At 68.4% G+C, this 17,184-nt stretch carries 14 protein-coding genes; 2 read left to right on the top strand and 12 right to left on the bottom strand.

Translation table 11 applies throughout. From position 1 onward, the window contains the following. Positions 1-7: 7 nt before the first annotated feature. Together GO615_RS20655 and GO615_RS20650 are read left to right on the top strand one after the other, a co-directional pair. Positions 8-2,416, top strand: a complete 2,409-nt coding sequence (locus GO615_RS20655) for a xanthine dehydrogenase family protein molybdopterin-binding subunit (RefSeq protein WP_169131561.1) — start codon at positions 8-10, stop codon at positions 2,414-2,416. Between the two features lie 14 nt (positions 2,417-2,430). Beyond that, entirely contained in the window at positions 2,431-3,687 is a 1,257-nt protein-coding gene (locus GO615_RS20650; protein WP_169131559.1) for a CaiB/BaiF CoA transferase family protein, read from the top strand. A gap of 347 nt (positions 3,688-4,034) precedes the next feature. Here the strand turns inward: GO615_RS20650 and GO615_RS20645 are convergent, their stop codons facing one another. The 12 genes from GO615_RS20645 to GO615_RS20590 all read right to left on the bottom strand — a co-directional run bounded on the left by GO615_RS20645 (position 4,035) and on the right by GO615_RS20590 (position 17,054). Continuing rightward, a complete protein-coding gene (locus GO615_RS20645) occupies positions 4,035-6,032 on the bottom strand; it encodes an oxidoreductase (RefSeq protein ID WP_169131557.1) in 1,998 nt (665 codons plus the stop codon). A gap of 78 nt (positions 6,033-6,110) precedes the next feature. After that, a complete protein-coding gene (locus GO615_RS20640) occupies positions 6,111-6,629 on the bottom strand; it encodes a nitroreductase/quinone reductase family protein (RefSeq protein ID WP_169131555.1) in 519 nt (172 codons plus the stop codon). A 128-nt stretch (positions 6,630-6,757) separates the two neighbouring features. Further along, a complete protein-coding gene (locus tag GO615_RS20635) occupies positions 6,758-7,933 on the bottom strand; it encodes an MFS transporter (RefSeq protein WP_169131553.1) in 1,176 nt (391 codons plus the stop codon). 19 nt (positions 7,934-7,952) lie between these two features. Beyond that, the gene (locus GO615_RS20630; protein ID WP_169131551.1) at positions 7,953-8,675 is read right to left on the bottom strand and encodes an EthD domain-containing protein; all 723 of its coding nucleotides are present in this window, start codon (positions 8,673-8,675) and stop codon (positions 7,953-7,955) included. A 10-nt stretch (positions 8,676-8,685) separates the two neighbouring features. Then, a complete protein-coding gene (locus GO615_RS20625; RefSeq protein ID WP_169131549.1) occupies positions 8,686-9,660 on the bottom strand; it encodes an amidohydrolase family protein in 975 nt (324 codons plus the stop codon). A 41-nt stretch (positions 9,661-9,701) separates the two neighbouring features. Then, on the bottom strand, positions 9,702-10,481 hold the full coding sequence (locus tag GO615_RS20620; RefSeq protein ID WP_169131547.1) for an enoyl-CoA hydratase-related protein: 780 nt from the start codon (positions 10,479-10,481) through the stop codon (positions 9,702-9,704). A 22-nt stretch (positions 10,482-10,503) separates the two neighbouring features. After that, complete coding sequence (locus GO615_RS20615) at positions 10,504-10,935, bottom strand: Zn-ribbon domain-containing OB-fold protein (protein WP_169131545.1); 432 nt, start codon at positions 10,933-10,935, stop codon at positions 10,504-10,506. A 20-nt stretch (positions 10,936-10,955) separates the two neighbouring features. After that, complete coding sequence (locus tag GO615_RS20610) at positions 10,956-12,119, bottom strand: thiolase C-terminal domain-containing protein (RefSeq protein WP_169131543.1); 1,164 nt, start codon at positions 12,117-12,119, stop codon at positions 10,956-10,958. A gap of 13 nt (positions 12,120-12,132) precedes the next feature. Continuing rightward, positions 12,133-13,053, bottom strand: a complete 921-nt coding sequence (locus tag GO615_RS20605; RefSeq protein ID WP_169131541.1) for an enoyl-CoA hydratase-related protein — start codon at positions 13,051-13,053, stop codon at positions 12,133-12,135. Between the two features lie 19 nt (positions 13,054-13,072). Beyond that, positions 13,073-14,281: a CoA transferase gene (locus GO615_RS20600; protein ID WP_169131539.1), complete on the bottom strand. Its 1,209-nt coding sequence runs from the start codon at positions 14,279-14,281 to the stop codon at positions 13,073-13,075. 31 nt (positions 14,282-14,312) lie between these two features. Beyond that, complete coding sequence (locus GO615_RS20595) at positions 14,313-15,494, bottom strand: CaiB/BaiF CoA transferase family protein (RefSeq protein WP_169131537.1); 1,182 nt, start codon at positions 15,492-15,494, stop codon at positions 14,313-14,315. Between the two features lie 228 nt (positions 15,495-15,722). After that, entirely contained in the window at positions 15,723-17,054 is a 1,332-nt protein-coding gene (locus GO615_RS20590) for a spinster family MFS transporter (protein ID WP_169131535.1), read from the bottom strand. Positions 17,055-17,184: the final 130 nt, after the last annotated feature.

Below are 17,184 nucleotides of genomic sequence, written 5' to 3'. Positions count from 1 at the left end.
GATCCCCATGGCGTTCGACATTCCCACCCGCACCGAAGACCTGCCGACCGATGCCCCGCGCTTCATCGGCAAGACCGTCAATCGCATCGAAGACCCCGCCCTCGTCTCCGGCACCGTCGAGTTCATCGACAATCTGTCCCTGCCCGGCATGCTCCATTGCGCCATCCTGCGCAGCCCGCATCCGCACGCCCGCATCACGCGCATCGACGCGAGTGCCGCGCTCGCGCTGCCGGGCGTGGAGGCCGTGCTCACCGGCGAGGACGTCGCGCGCTGGTGCGATCCCTGTTTCACCGCGCCCGAAGGCTGGGGCAACTATTGCCTCGCCGTCGGCAAGGTGCGCTTCGTCGGCGAGCCGGTCGTGGCCGTGGCCGCCAGCAGCCGCTACGTCGCCGAAGACGCCCTGGAACTGATCCAGGTCGACTACGCGCTGCTCGACGCGGTCGCGAACCCCGACGAGGCCATGGCCCCGGGCGCGCCGGTCGTCTTCGAGGAGCGCCGCACGAACGTCATCCAGAGCCGTACCTACACCTGGGGCGAGGTCGACCGCGTCTTCGCCGCGGCCGACCGCATCGTCAGCCGCCAATTCCGCTGGAACCGCGTCGGCGCCAACCCCACCGAGACCTTCGGTTGCATCTGCCAGTGGGATCTCGCCGACAACAGCCTCATCTGCCGCGGGGCCTACCAGACGCCGCGCTTCATGGCGATCGGGCGTGCGGCTTCGCTCCGGCTGCCCGCCAACAAGGTCAAGGTCGTGAGCCACGCGCAGGGCGGCGGCTTCGGCGGCAAGGGCGGCCCGCGCGGCACCGACATCGCCGCGCTGCTGTCGCGCAAGAGCGGCGGCCGCCCGGTGAAATACATCGAAGACCGCATGGAGTACCTGCTCGCCGGCGGCGGACAGTCGTGGGATCGCTACTATGACGCCGCCCTCGCCGTGAAGGCCGACGGCACCGTCACCGGCTTCAAGGTGCGCCTGGTCGACGACCAGGGCGCGGGCGCCGAAGGCTACGGCACCATCTCCGCCGCCAAGCCGCTCGCCGCCTTCACCGGCAACTACCGCATCGAGGCGGCCTTCTACGACCTCACCCTCGTCGCGACCAACCGGGCCCCCACGTATCCCTACCGCGGCTACGGCCCCCCGCCGCACAACCTCGTCCTCGAATCGCTGATGGACGTGGCCGCCCGCGAACTCGCGCTGGACCCGGCCGAACTGCGCCGCCGCAACTACATCCGCCCCGAGCAGTTCCCCTACACCGTGCCGAGCGGCAACGAATACGACAGCGGCAACTACGCCGCGGTGCTCGACCGCGTCCTCGAACTTGCGGACTACCGCGCGCTGCGCGAAACGCAGGCACAGGCCCGCGCCGAAGGCCGGCTGGTTGGTATCGGCGTCGTCAGTACGGTTGAACCGGGTGTTTTCGACTGGAATGCCTATGCTACCGTCGGCGTGCCGGGCGTCGGCGTACCCGAAGGGGTCAAGGTTGCCGTCGATGTCTTCGGCAACGTCACTGTTGCGGTCGGCTTCAACCTCCAGGGCCAGGGGCAATTCACCGTCGCCGCGCAGGTCGTCGCGGACTACCTCGGCGTCGACATGAACAGTGTCAAGGTCACCACCGCCTCCACGGATGTCGCGCTGCCCCACTTCGGCCAGGGCGGCAGCCGCTTGGGAGTCGCCGTCACCGGCGCCATCCTTGGCGCCTGCGACAAGCTGCGCCAGACCTTCTGCCGCGTCGTCGCACACGTCATGCACACCGATCCCGAGCAGATCGAACTGTTCAACGGCCGCCTGCGGATGAAGCAGGCGCCAGAGCACGGCATGAGCATCGCGGAGGTCGCCGGCCTCATGCTCTCGCGCAGCGATCTGCTGCCCCCTGGCGTCGAACCCTGCCCGGAGGCCACCTTCGTGTGGGTGTCGCCCAACCGCAACCAGCCCGACGACCAGGGCCGCTGCCGCAGCTACCTCACCGCGGCCGCCGCCACGCACGTCGTACAGGTCGAGATCGACCGCGACACCGGGCAGGTGAAGATCCTCGGCTACTACATCGTCGACGACTGCGGCACGCGCCTCAATCCTGCCTCGGTCGAAGGCCAGCTGCAGGGCGGCGTCGCGCAGGGCGTGGGCGCGGCGCTGTACGAGGAATATGTCTACGACGCGCAGTGCCAACCCCTCGTGAGCACCTTTGTCGATTACCTCGTGCCGACCATCCACGAGGTGCCGATGACGGTGAAGGACCACCTGGTCACACCCTCGCCGGTCGCGCCGCTCGGCGCCAAGGGCTGCGGCGAGGGCGCCATCCACACGACGCCGGCCGCCTTGCTGTGCGCCATCAACGACGCCCTCGCACCGCTTGGCCTCGAATGCCGCGAGACGCCCGCCTCGCCGCAGCGGCTGTGGAAGCTGCTGCACGATCAAGCCTGACAGGAAGCCATCGCATGTCCCGACCCGACCTCAGCCAGGGCCCCCTCGCCGGCCTGCGCGTCCTCGACCTCTCCACGATGCTCGCCGGCCCCTACGGCGCTACGCTGCTCGGCGACCTCGGCGCGGACGTCATCAAGATCGAATCCCACTACGGCGACGAGAGCCGCCACCTCGGTCCCAAGCGCGGCGAGGAGCGCGGCCCGTATCTCAGCCTCAACCGCAGCAAGCGAGACCTCGTCCTCGACCTGCAGCGCGACGAAGCCCAGGAAATCTTCGCCCGCCTCGCCGCCACTGCGGACATCCTCGTGACAAACATCCGCGAACCGGCGCTGTCGAAGCTCGGGCTAGCCTACGAGCAGGTCAGGAAGCACAAGCCGGACATCATCTGGATCCGCGTCACCGCCTTCGGCGCCGACGGCCCCTACGCGGGCCGCCCCGGCATCGACTTCCTCGCCCAAGGCTACACCGGCGTCCTCACCCTCAACGGCGACCCGCAGGGCGAACCCGTGCGCACCGGATTCCCCGCCGTCGACGTGATGACCTCGCTCCTCGTCAGCAACGCCGCCCTCGCCGCCCTGCGCGCCCGCGAACTCAACGGGGAAGGCCAGCGCATCGAGGTCTCGCTCCTCGACGCGCTGATGCACGCGCAGGCCAGCTCCATCGGCACATGGCTCACCACCGGCGACCGCCCCAAACGCACCGGCAACCGCAGCCTGTATTTCGCCCCCTCCGGCGTCTATCCGACGAAAGACGGCAAACACGTCGTCATCACCACGCCGGGCGAGAAGTTCTTCGTCAAGGTCTGCCGCGCCCTCGGAACCGACTGGGACACCGACCCGCGCTTCCACGACATCCACGCCCGCCTCGCCAACGAGGACGAACTCGACCGCGTCATGGCCGAGCGCACGCGCCGGTTCGACCGCGCCGAACTCGTCGACAAACTCGTCGCCGCCGACGTCCTCACCGCCCCGATCAACGAGGTCGAGGACGTCGTCAAGGATCCGCAGATCCTGCACAACCGCATGATCGTCCCGGTCGAGCACCCCGAACTGGGCCGCCTCGACCTCACCGGCGTCCCGATCCGCTTCTACGGCACCCCCTGCGAAATCACCCGCCACCCGCCCATGCAGGGCGAACACACGCGGGAGATCCTCGGGGAACTGGGTTACGCCAAGGGCGACGTTGACGCCCTGATCGGCGAAGGCCTGGTCGCCGACGTCGCCGACATGACTCGGCGCCGCGACGAACGCCGGGCGCGCAAAACGGCCTGAATCCCCCATCCATTAAAATCGCTCGAAGACCACGGGCGGCCGGACGTTACCCCGGCTGCTATGTGCGCCCCACTGTGTCGGGCGATGTCTTCCGACCGTACGCTGGCGAGTGAGGCGCGCCTTCACACCCGCGGCGCCGAAGCGCAGAACACGCGAACGCCCATGGCCTGCATAGTGTGCGCCACGGGCCGGCGGGCGCAAACCTGAACGCGACGCATGATGCCGATTCGGGAGCCTTCGCCGTTAAGAGCGATCTTCGGCGGCCTCGACGAGCCGGCACGATGAAACGAGCCGCTTGGCGCCCTTGAAGGGCACCGGGCGGCTCGGGGTGTTGCTGCAGTAGTGGGTCAGATCATCATGCCGACGGCCGCCCCATGCCGCGTGGCCTCCGCCAGCCGGCGCGGCACCCAGGCGCCGCCGGCAATGAAGACCTGCGGGACGCTACCGTCCGCCTTCAGCGCCTCGTAAAGCTGCGGCTGCTGCACCGTGCCGTACATCAGCACGACGCTGTCGAAGCCTTCCATGCGGTAGCTCTGGTCGCCCCAGCTGGAGACGAATTCGAGCGCGTCCGGCGCGACCCGGCGGAGAATGAGGTTGGGATGCACCCTCACGCCGCAGCGCTCCATGCGCTTCAGTACCATGCCGATGGAGTAGCGGGCGACTTCGGTGGCGAGATGCACGGACTTGTGGAAGATCTCGACCTGCCTGCCCTGCTCGGCGAGGTATTCGGCGACGCAGGGGGTCTGGTAGTAGTCCTCCTGCGAGATGATCGCGACGCGCTGGCCGGTCTTCGCCTTGCCCCGCAGCACGTCCCAGCCCTGCACGACATGCGGCAGCTCGATGCCGGGCACCTCCTCCGGCACACGCGGCAGCGACCCGGTGGCGACGACGACGGCGTCGGGTTGCAGCGCCTTCACCGCGGCGAGGTCGGCGGCTGTTTCGAGACGGACCTCGACGCCGAGACGCGCGAGCGCATTTTCCTCGAAGTACACCTGATCCTCGAAGGAATCGCGCCCCGGCGCCTTCGCGGCGAGAAGGAGCTGGCCGCCGAGGCGCTTGCCCTGCTCCAGCAGCGTGACCTTGTGGCCGCGCAGGGCTGCGATGCGTGCGGCTTCGCAGCCGGCCGCACCACCACCCACCACGACTACATGGCCGGGCTTGTCGGCGGCACGGAAGTTGGCCTCCCACTGCAGCTCGTTGCCTATCATCGGGTTGATCGAACAGGTCGGCGTATAGGGAATGTAGGCCGGCTCGGACGCTTCGTCGATGCAGCGCGTGCAGCCGATGCAGCGGCGGATCTCGCCGAGGCGCCCCTCCTTCGCCTTGATCGCGAAATCAGGATCGGCAATGCCGGCGCGCACCATGCCGACGAGGTCGCAGAAGCCGCCCTTGATGAGCTCCTCGGCGAGGACGGGGTCGTTGATACGGCCGGTGAACAGCACGGCGATCTTCGGATCGAGGTCCGCGAGGTCGGCGCGCGCGGCCTTCCCGAATTCGCGGTATTCGGCGTGCGGGTGATAGGACGAGGGCACGTAGGACGGTGCGCCCCAGCAGTGGCCGACGTCGAGGTCGACGAAGTCCAGCAGCCCGGTTTCGCCGATGTGGAACAGCATCTCGCGCAGCTGCATGTTGTCGTAGCCGCCCGCGCGCGATTCCTGGCCATTCACGCGGATACCGACGGCCATCGAATCGCCGACGCGGCTGCGCACGCGCCTGAGCGCTTCGACGACGAAACGGATGCGCTCGCCGGGGCCGCCGCCCCACTTGTCGGTGCGCCGATTGGTGACCGGCGACAGGAAGCTGTAGCCGACCGTTTCGTGCGCACAGTGGATCTCGACCGCATCCGCGCCGCTCGCCTGCGCCGCGGCGGCGGCCTCGGCATAGCCGTCGAGCAGGAACTCGATCTCGGCCTCGCCGAGCACGTGCGGAGTGTAGTCCTGCGCGCCCACGACCGGCACCGGCGAAGGCGACCACAAGGCATTGAGGTGCGTGAGCTGCACGACGACGACCGAACCGTGACCGTGGATCTCGTCGACGAAGGTCTTCCAGCCTTCGAGGAAAGCCGGATTCTGATACGCGGCGAAGCGGCAGCCGAAGCCGCCCTTCAGCGAGATTTCGTCGGGCGCGCCGGGCGGCAGCGGGACGTTGAGCAGCCAGGTCTCGCTGCCGATCCACCCCGTCCCGCCTTTCGCCTTCGCGCCGTGGTGGGCGATGAAGTGCTCGTCGATGAGACCCGGTGCCCGCGAGGAATTGATCGTGTTGGTCGTCTCGCAGATGCGGTTGGGCATCCGCATCGGGCCGACCTGCAGCGGCTTGAAGAGGTGTTCGAAATTCACGTTGCTCATGACGAGCGTCTCCACGGGAAGGCGACAGGACAGGGAGCCGGCGGATGCGCGCGGGGGGCGCGCGGGGGGCGCGCGGCGTCAGGCGGGCCCGGTCGGCGAGATGATCACGACGCCGAAGGGGCGATCGGTCTGTTGCTGGAAGAAGCCCCACGGCGGGAACAGCGCGGTGAGGCGCGGCCACAGGGCCTTGCGCTCCTCATCGGTGGCGTCGCGGGCGACGGCAGCGGATTTGTTGCGATCCAGCTGAACCCAGCAGTTCGGATTGGCCGTGACGTTGAGATACCAGGCGGGCGGCTCGTCATACCCGGCCAATGAGGCGACGACGACCACATCCTTGCCGTTCTGCAGGAAGACCAGCGGCGTGGTGCGCGGCTCGCCGGACTTGCGGCCTAGCATGGTAAGCAGCAGCGTCGGGAAGCCGGACGGCGAGCCCTTGCCCGAGGCCCAGCCGTCGGGGTTGGCGAGATAGCGCTCGACGTCGGCCTTGGCGTCGCCGCGAATGCGTTCGAGCGATGCGGTGGCGTCCTTGATGGCCTGCCATTCTTCTTCGGACATGTAGTCCGGCTTCACCATATTGTCGCGATTATGCGTGGACATTTTGTGCGGATTCCTTAGCTGATCGACCCGCAGTCCAGTGTAGTGAGGCGGAGCGCGCGCCTTGCGCCCGCAGGGCTTCCGATACGGCCGTTGGCATTTCATTTGCGGACAGGGCGTCCGCCGGGGCGTCAGGGGTGCCGGCTCACGCGCGCGGCCAGCGCGATCGCGAAGAGCGACAGCAGCGCCGCCACGACACCGACCGTGCCGAAGCCGCTCAGCCGCCCGTCCGCCCCGATCGCGATCAGGGCGCCGCTGAACATCGCGCCCGCGCCCATGCCGAGCTGGGTAATGACGCCGTTGAGCATCATGAAGGCGCCGCGAACCGGAGGCGGCGGCAGTTCCGCAAGGATGGCGACCGTGGGCACCCACCGCGCATACACGGTCACGAAGAAGAGGCTGCTCACGACCAGGGCTCCCGGCAGGGCCAGGGCCGGCGCGTGCGTGGCGAGCAGGATGCCTCCGACGGACAGGACGGTCGTCACCGCGAACACCGGGAAGCGCCCGTGGCGGTCGGCCATCCGCCCGGAATGTGGCGTCGTGAAGAAGCTGACGGCCCCCGCGAGCAGGTACACCCACGGCAGGCGCGCTTCGCTGATGCCGACGTTCTTGATCCAGTAAGGGGCGATGTACGCGATCACCGCGTAGCAGGACGCGGTCACGAGGAAGGTCAGGCCCAGGCCGGCCAGGGCCCGGCCCGCGAGCACGTTTCGCAGCGAGATCCCGGCGGCGACGTCGCTCGCGGCACGCCGCGCCGGCATCGACGGCATGTGGCGGCCCAGCCCGACGAGGACCGCGGACGCGATTGCCAGCACGGCGATGAAGGGCCCCTGCCAGCCGAACGCTGCGGCCACCCAGAGCCCTGCAGGCACCCCGATCACCGCGGAGAGCGCATGGCCGCTCATTACCCGGCCGATGGCGCTGGCGCGCTGTGCGGGCGGAATGACTTCGGCGACGACCGACTGGATCAGCGCGGAGAGCACTCCGCCGGTGATACCCGCGACGACGCGCGCCACGACGAGCGCATCGAGGCTGCTGGCGAAGGCCGTGACCACGAGCGAAAGCAGGAAGGCCGCATACACGACGCGCAGCACGCGGCCGCGGTCGAAACGGTCGATGACGGCGCTGACGATCACGCCGGAGAGGCCCGCGCTGGCGGTATAGGCGAAGACCAGCCGCCCGAGGTCGGCGGGCTTCGCGCCGAAGGCCGCGATGAAATGGGCGCCCAGCGGCATCATGACCATGAAGTCGATCAGATGCGTCATATGCGCGGCGCGCAGCACCGCGATCAATCGCCCGTCGTTCAAATACCCCTCCGTCGTCGGCCTACCCCACGCCGCCACGCGGCGGCATCAGCACGTACTGGCTGGTCTGCACCACATCGATCTTGTCCATGTCGATGAAACGCCGGCAGCTCGCGCGCATCGCCGCGACGTTCGAGCGGAATCGGTCGTCGTCGCCGACCGCGTCGTAGAACGCGTGCAGGTTGCCGACAGCTTCGGGCGGGAATCCCTCTTCGACGATCGCGTCGTATGCCGGCGCATCGACGGTGAGCGCCCGCGTGACCACGTTCTGAACGTACAGAAAGGTGTCCTGCGTGTCGATGGCGATCTGCGTGTGCGAGCCGAGCCACACGTCCAGCCAGGCCTCGCGCTCGATGCGGGGCGGCCGCTGGAACAGCGCGACCTGCGCGAAACCGGGCGTGCGCTCGCCCCGCACCGGCAGGTAGCGGGTGTTGCGCATCGGCCGCGATTCGGTCACGAGCCAAGCGGCATAGCGCCCGCACACCGCCGCCATCGCGGCATCGAAGGGTTTGCGTAGCGCGTCGTTGGCCGAGTCGAGCCAGACGGAGACGAAGGCGTCCATCGGCGTGGGGAGCGCCTGCACGGTGGGCGCCGCACCGTCCGCCGCGGCATCGGCGACGTTGAGCTGCGCGCCGAGCGCGCCGAGCGCGACGAGCCGGGGCACGAGTTCGCCGTGAAGGCGCTCGACGAAGGCGTCGCGCGCGGTACCGTCGGCGCGCCACAGTGCGTAGATAACCTTTTCCATCGCCGGTTCGTCAGAGAAGCGGGGCGCGCTTCTTCGGCTCGATACCGGTCAGCCGCGCGAGGTTGAGGCCGAGGATGTTGGCCTTGTCCTGCTCGGTGACCTGCGCGTAGCCCCACTTCTCCTGCAGCTCCGCGGGCATGTCGAGGTTCTTGATGTAGTCGACGATGCGGCCGAGATCGTCGAAGGGCAGATCGAAGCCCAGCACGATCTTCTCGGAACTCATCCACTGCAGCGCCGTGCCGATGGTGTGATAGCCGCGGTAAGGGGCACGCTGGAACCAGCCGATGATGCCGGAGAGGCTCAGGTACAGGTTCTTGTGCTTGCCGCACAGGCCGATCAATTCCTCGGAATGCGGCCAGCCGGCATGGTAGGCGATGATCTTGAGGTCGGGGAAGGCGAGCATCACGTCGTCGAGCTGCGACGGATGGCAATGGCTGCTCGGCTGCGGGCACACGTAGCTCATGCCGGTATGCACGGTCAGCGGCACGCCTAGCTCGACGGCCTTCTCGTAGAAGGGCCACAGGCGCTTGTCGTTGAGCGGGCCGTCGTCCTCGGGCGTGTAGAGTTTGCACAGCTTCGCGCCGCGCTCCTTCACGAGGTATTCCAGTTCCCAGTTGGCGTGCTTGATGCCGCGCTTGATGACCGGGCCGACGTTGGCCTCCAGGTACATGCGCTCCGGGTAGGGCTCGATCTGCTGCAGCATGAAGCCGTTGGTCGACATCGACACCACGCCGCCGGTGATGTCCATCATCGGCTCGCGCAGGCAGAACGCGACGTCGACGCTGGTCTTGTCCATGTACTTGATGAGCTCGCTCGCAATCGGATGCGGCCACTCGCTGTCGAGGTCGCGGCCGGCCCAGGCGCGCAGCACGCCATTGACGCTGTCGTGGAACTGCTGCATGCCGGGGTAGTAGCCGATCTCACTCATGGTCTGCAGGTTCATGAAGTGGAATTCGGTCATTGCGACGAAGTAATCCTTGCTCATGCTGCGGTCTCCTTCCCTTGGGTTCGTGGGGTTGCGGCGGCTCAGCGGCCGACGTATTCCGGCTTCGTTTTGGCGGCGAAGGCGCGCGGGCCCTCGCGCGCGTCCTCGGAGGCGAACACGCGCGCCGACATGGTCTTTTCGAGCACGAAGGCCGGCTCGTTGTCGAGCGCGCGCAGCGCGATCTCCTTCGCCGTGCGCACGGCCAGCGGGCCGTTCTCGCAGATGCGTTCGGCGTAGGCCAAGGCTTCGTCCATCAGGCGGTCGGCCGGCACGACCTTGTTGATGAGGCCGATGTCGTACGCGCGCTGTGCATCGATGGTGTTGCCGGTGAGGAGCATCTCCATCGCGATCGCCCACGGGATCTGCTGCGGCAGGCGCACGTGGGAGCCGCCCGCCGGGACGACCGCCCAGCGCACTTCGGCGAGGCCGAACTTGGCGTGCTCGGCGGCGATGCGGATGTCGGTGCCGAGCAGGAACTCCAGCCCGCCCGCGACGCAGACGCCGTTCACCGCGGTGATGATGGGTTTGTAGACGTTCTGGAACGGGCGCTTGGCCGGATCCTCGTAGCCCAGCGCGTCCCCCTCGTTGAGCGCCGGCAGCGCTACCTTCAGGTCGAGGCCGGTGCAGAAGGCGCGGTCGCCGGTCGCGGTGAAGATCGCGCAACGCAGTTCCGGGTCGTTGTTGTAGTCCTCGAAGGCGGCCTCAAGGCCGATCAGCATCTCCTTCGTCAGCGAGTTCATCGCCTCCGGCCGGTTCATCGTGATGATCGCGATACGGCCGCGTTTCTCGTAACTCAGACTGGCGGGCAGGTTCAGGCCCATGGTGGTGTCCCCTTTCGAATGGTTATCGCGCCGCGGCGGCGCGGCGGAAGATGGGCAGCGTCACGGCATCGCTGACCGGCTGGAAATCGACCTCGACGGGCATGCCGATGGCGAGCTCCCCGGGTACGCAATCGACCACCTGCGACAGCAGCCGCACGCCCTCCTCCATCTCGACGACGACCGGCGCATAGGGCGTGGCCGCGGCGAAGGCCGGGTGCAGCGCGCGCACGACCTCGGTCCACGTGAAGACCGTGCCCCGCCCGCTGGAACGCGCCCATTCCCACTCCATCGAACTGCAGTGCGCACAGATCTCGCGCGGAACGTGCCGGTAACGGCCGCAGCCGGTGCAGCGCTGGAAGCGCAGCTCGCGGTCGCGGCACCAGGCGTAGAACTCGCCGTACAGGCCGGTCAGCGCGGGAAGCGGTTTGTCACAGGGCAGTGCGTTTTCGCTCATGACGCTTCTCCAATTCGTGTTCAGCGACGCAGGACGGCGATGCTGCCGTCGCCGAAGTCGCCCCAGCCGGTGACGACACCGATCTCGGCGTCCGGCACCTGCCGCGCGCCGGCCTCGCCGCGCAACTGGCGCACGGCCTCGACGACGTGCGCGATGCCCAGCACGTGCGCCTGCGAGAGCAGTCCGCCGTGCGTGTTCACGGGCAGGCGTCCGCCCAGTTCGATCCCCCCGTGCTCGACGAAGGCGCCGCCTTCGCCGCGCTTGCAGAAACCGGCTTCCTCCAGCTGCTGGATGACCTCGAAGGTGAAGCAGTCGTAGATCTGCGCGAAATCGGCGTCGGCCGGTGTCACGCCGGCCATGCGGAAGGCTTCCGGCGCCGCGTTCGTGAGGCCGGTGCGGTGAAAGTCCGCACGGTTGGTGATCTCGTCGGCCGGATAGGGCTGGCCCGCCGCCGCGCCCATGATGTAGACGGGCTTCTGGCGCAGGTCGCGGGCGCGCTCGACGGTGGTGACGATGAAGGCCGCGGCGCCGTCGGTCTCCACGCAGCAATCGAGCAGGCGGTAGGGCGAGGCGATCGTCGGCGAGGCGAGGTAGTCGGCCATCGTCAGCGGCTTGCCGTGCATCAGCGCGGCCGGGTTGAGCTGCGCGTGCTTGCGCATCGCCAGCGCCACCGCGCCGAGCTGTTCCTCGGTGGTGCCGTATTCGTGCATGTGGCGGCGCGCCATCAGCGCGTACCACTGCGGCGGCGCGGTGAGGCCGAAGGGCATGTAGAAGTCCCGCGCGATCTCGCCCCCGGGGATGGAGTTCACGTCGTTGGCGGCGGTCTCGCGCACGCGCGCACCGGAATAGCCGTTCCAGCCGCCCGGCACCATCATGTAGTCTGCCGCGCCGCTGCTCACCGCCATTGCCGCCATCCGCAGCGAACCCACCGGCGCCGCTCCCCCCATGTGCAGGGTCGCCGCGAAGCGCAGGTTCTCGCAGCCCAGGCTCGCGGCAAACGCTTCGGCCTTGCCGACGTTCGGGAAGGGCAGAATGCCGTCGATCTGCGCCGCCTTGAGCCCGGCATCCTCAAGCGCCGCGACCGCCGCCTTGAGCTGGATGCCCATCTCCGAGAGCCCCGAGCCGGGCTTGCGGCAGAAGGGCGTTTCGCCGATGCCTACGATGCAGGCCTTGTCCTTGAACATCGTCGCGCCTCCCCTACTCGGACGCCGGCGCCTGCTGCGCCTCGTAGTCCGCCATCAAGCCGCGCCGCGCTTCGGCCTCGCGCTCGCGGATGTCCCAGAAGCGCGCCTTGCGCTTGGCGAGGAAGGCCGCTCCGCCCTCCTTGCCTTCGGGCATGTCGAACCAGTCGGGATACATCGCGGCGGAGGTCACGCAGGACTCCTTGTAGCCGTCCATTTCCTGGTCGAACGCGGCCTTCAGCACCTCCAGGCAGCCCGGACTCACGGCGAGCATCTCCTCGCACCAGCGATCGACTTCCGCCTCCAGCTCGGCCAGCGGCACGACGGTGTTGATCAGGCCCATCTGCAGCGCTTCGGGCGCCTTGTACTTGCGGCACAGCATCCACATCTCGCGCGCCTTCTTCGCGCCGACGACCTTGGTCAGATAGGGCACGAAGAAGCCGTCCGCCGGCGAGGACACGCGCGGACCGGCCTGGCCGAAGATCGCGTTGTCTGCCGCGATCGTGAAGTCGCAGCAGTAGGCCATGTGGTTGTGGCCGGCGATGCAATAGCCCTGCACCTGGGCGATGATGGGCTTGCGCGACAGGCGCATCAGGCGGTTGTGCGGGTAGCGGTTGTAGAAGGCCTCGCGCAGCCCCCAGCGCTCCCACTCCACGTCGCCGCCGGCGCCGAAATGCTTGCCCTTGCCGGCAATCACGATGACGCCGATCGCGGGGTCGTGGTTCGCGTCGTAGAAGGCGCGGAACATCTCGTCGACGGTCGCGAGCGTCAGCGTGTTCATCTTGTCGGGCTTGTTCAGCGTGATGCGCGCGACCCCGCCGCCCAGTTCGCGATGCGTCTTCTTCTCGTAGAGGATCTCGACGAAGTCGTCGAGGCCTTCCCCGGCAACCGGACGCCATTCGCCCCATGCGGATGCGGGCACGTTTTCGTTCATCATCAATTCGTCTCCGGATGGCTCAGGGAATGGCGCGCTGCGCCTTCAGGGTTTCGATTTCGTCCCACTCGTAGCCCAGCAGGTCCATGAGCAGCAGTTCGGTGTCCTGCCCCAGTTGCGGGCCGAGACAGTGGATCTCGCCCGGGGTTTTCGACAGCGTCACCGGCAGGCCGCGCACGTCGACCTCGCGCTGCACTTCCTCGCAGTACGCCTTCATGAAGTAGTCGTTGCGCCAGGCCTGTTCGTCGCGCACGACGTCGGCGAGGTTGTTCACCGGGCTCGCGACCACGCCTTCGGCGACGCAGCCGCGCATCAGCGCGTCGTGGTCGCGCTTGAGGGTGACGGCCTCGATCGCGTCGATCAGCGCCTCGTTGTGCTGCGCGCGCAACGCGGCGGTCGCGAAACGCCCGTCCGCATGCAGCGACGGCGCATCGAGCGCCCGGCAGAGCGCCACGAAGCGCGCGTCCTCGTTGGGTTCGCACAGATAGACCCACTTGCCGGCGGTCGGGTACAGGTTCCAGAGCGGGTTCTCGACCTGCTTGCGCGAGTGCTGCAGCGCGGCGTCGGTGTTGCCGGCGAGGAAGGACTGCAGCCAGGGCGCGGCGAGGAAGAGTTGCGCGCCGTAGAGCGACGCATCGAGGTACTGGCCACGCCCGGTGCGCCGACGCTGGTACAGCGCCAGCGCGATGCCGAGCGCGGACATGATGCCGCCGTAGGCGTCGCCCGAGCCCATGCCGAGGTACACCGGCGGTTCGCCCGGTTCGCCGAGTCGGGCCATCGCGCCGGTGAGCGCCTGCACCGTCATGTCGAACGAGGGCTTCGACGCCCCGCCGAAGCGCCCGTAGCCGGTATTGGTCGCGTAAACGAGCTTCGGATTGATCGCCGCTAGCTTGTCGTACGACAGCCCCCACGCCTCCAACATCTCCGGCGCGAGGTTGGACAGGAACACGTCCGACTTCTCCACCAGCCGGTACAGGATGCCGCGCCCGGCCTCGGTCTTGAGGTCGATCGCCATGCTCCTCTTATTGCGGTTGATGACGAGGAAGTACTGGTTCCAGTCGCCCACCGGCAGGGACTTGATGGAGCGCACGCCGCGCCCCTGGTCGCCGCCCTGCGGGCGCTCCACCTTGATGACCTCCGCGCCGAAATCGGCCAGGTACTGGGCCGACACCGGGCCCTGGAACCACACGGTGAGGTCGATGACGCGGATTCCTTCGAGTGCTTTCGCCACGGGCGTTCTCCGTTCGCGCTGGGTTTTCGGGTCAGGCCACCACGCCGGCGGCGCGGAGTGCGTGGATGCGGTCTTCGGGATAGGCCAGCAGCTCATGCAGGATCTGCGCGGTGTGCTGGCCGACGCAGGGGGCGAGCCGTTCGAGGCGCGCCGGGCTGTCGCTCAGGAAGATCGGGAAGCCGAGGCTTTTCACCGCGCCGAAGCTCGGGTGGTCGAGTTCGAGGATGTAGCGGTTGGCGAGCACCTGCGGATCGTTGGCCGGGTAGTCGAAGCGCTCGATCACGTCGGCGGACATCTGCTCTTCCTGGAACACCTGGCGCCAGTGGCTGCCGGGCTGACGCCGGAAGGCCACTTCCAGTTCGCGGATGAGTTCAAGGCGGTTCGTCTCGGTGCGCTTGTCGTGCGTGTCGAAACGCGGATCGTCGGCGGCGATGCCGACCACCGCGGAAAAGACCGGCCACCAGCGGTCGGTATCGGGCATCGTCAGCGTCACCCAGCGGCCGTCCGCGCTCGGATAGAGCGAACCGGACATCGGGTTCGACACGTCGAGGCGCGAGATCGGGGTGATGAAACGCTCGCCCTCGCCGATCGCGAGGAAGGCCTGGATGTCGAGCGCCGCGCCGTACATGTTGGCGCCGAAGAGCGAGACGTCGACCGCCTGCCCCTCGCCCGTCGCCTGTCGATGCAGCAGCGCCGTGACCACGCCGAAGGCGAGCATCACCGTCGCGTGCATGGCGCCAGCGCCGGTGTAGATCGGCGGCTGACCCGGCTGCGGGAGGATGGGCATCATGCCGGTGCGCGCCGCGGCGAGTTCGTCGATGGGCGGCAGGTCGGCATCCGGCCCCTGCGGGCCGAAGCCGGAGATGCGCCCGAAGACGATGTCGGGGCGCAGCGCCGCCGCGGCGTCGTAGTCGATGCCGAGCGCCGCGAGTTCGTCGCGCTGCCAGTCGGTAACGATGACGTCGGCCTTCGCGACGAGCTGGCGCAGCAGCTCCGCACCGCCCGCGCTCGCCGGATCGAGCGCGAGGCTCTCCTTGTTGCGGTGGATCAGGTCGGCCTCGTGGTTCCAGCGTCCGCCGCTCGATTCCCGCGCGGGCGGCAGGTCAAGGCGGATCACCCGCGCGCCGAAGTCGGCCAGGAAGGCGGCCGACAGCGAGGCGCAGAACTGCCGGGTCAGGTCGAGTACGATCACATCGTCGAGAGCGCGGCTCATCGGAAATCCTCGTGACGAATTCGGGAGTCGGAGGCGAACTTCACCTCCATGCCGAATCGAGTTTAGCGAGCGGACTTTCCGCGTCAGGGACGGCAGCGAGTCATTTGCGGCCGATGGCGGATCAATTGCGGACGGTACGGAAACGGCGACGATCCGGCACGCAAAAGGGGCCTTCCGGCCCCTTCTGCTCTCACCCACGGTCGCGTCTTCCACTCTGGCATGCCTGCCTCAGGGCACCGACCCTGCCATCGCAGGCGTGTTGTCCGGCGACCCTGTGACGAGCCCTTTCACGCGCCGGATCGCGAGCATCGCCGTACAGGTCGTCAGGCACACGAAGAGCAGCGCGTGACGTAGCGAATCCTCGCCGAACCACGGCTGCAGGCCGTCGCTGAACGCGCCGATTAGCAGCGGCCCGACGCCGACACCCAACAGCGTAGTGAGGATGGTCAGGCAGGCCAGCGCGACCGCACGCTGGCCGGGCGCGACGAGATGGGTGATGTAGCTGTAGGAAGGCGCGACCCACCACACCGAAAAGAAGCCGTTGAGCCCGCACCACAGCATCGCCGTCGGCACCGCGACCGACCCGGCCTGCAGCAACGTCGCACGCGGCCACAGCAGATACGCCGCCAGCGAAACCACCGCGATGCTGTGCCCGAAGAGCGGGATCCGCAGGTGCCAGCGCGGGCTGCGATGCGTCAGGCGGTCCGTGAGCCAGCCGCTGAAGAGCATGCCGACGCCGGCCGAAGTGCCGCCGATCAGACCCGCGAGCAGACCGGCGTGCTGCAGCGGCAGGTCGTGCGAACGCACCAGGAAGGTCGGATTCCACATGCCGTAGGCGTTGGCGCCGAGCGTCGTCACGGCGCTGGCGAGGACCAGATAGCGATAGGGCCGGCAGGCCCACAGCTTGCGCAGCGTCGCCCACATGCCCGCGGCGGCGGCGCCCTCGGGGGCATGTCGGCCATCCCAGACGCCACGGCGCGGCTCGCGCACCGCGAACGCGAGCAAGGCGGCGACCGGCAGCACCGGCAAGGCGACGATGACGAAGGTGTTGCGCCAGCCCCAGGTGCCGACCAGCCACGCGCCCACGCTCAAGGCGAGGATCGCGGCGAAGGTTGGCGCCGCGGTGAAGCAGCTGATCGCAAACGAGCGGCGCTGCGGCGGATAGAGATCGGCGATGATGGACAGCGAAGCCGGCGTCGCCGGCGCCTCGGCCACCGCGACCGCCATGCGCGCGAGAACCAGCAGCCCGAACCCGGTCGCGAGCCCGCACAGCGCCGTCGCGGCGCACCACAGCAGGCCGGACAGGGCGAGCAGGCGCACGCGTGAGACGCGATCCGCGATGCGCCCCGCCGGCAGGCCCAGCAGCGCATACACGCCCGCGAACGCGAGCCCGGAGATGAGCCCCATCGCCGTGTCGCTCGCGCCGAACTCGCGCTTGATCGGCTCGATCATCACCGCCATGATCTGCCGCCCGACGAAGTTGTCCGCGTACATCAGCGCGAGCAGCAGGAGCAGCGCGTGGCTGCGCCAGCCGGGTGTCGTGGGGCTTGATGCGGACATTGGGGCTCCTATCTATCGGTCAGTGCGGGAATGCGCTCGGGGCTCGCATTCCTCCCCCTTCAAGGGGGAGGCCAGGAGGGGGATGGGTTTCCGTCGTGCCAGCCAAACCACTGTCTCTTATACCACATCT

It is taken from the genome of Aromatoleum evansii, assembly GCF_012910805.1.
Lineage (GTDB): Bacteria > Pseudomonadota > Gammaproteobacteria > Burkholderiales > Rhodocyclaceae > Aromatoleum > Aromatoleum evansii.
This window is presented reverse-complemented; position numbering and strand designations above follow the sequence as displayed.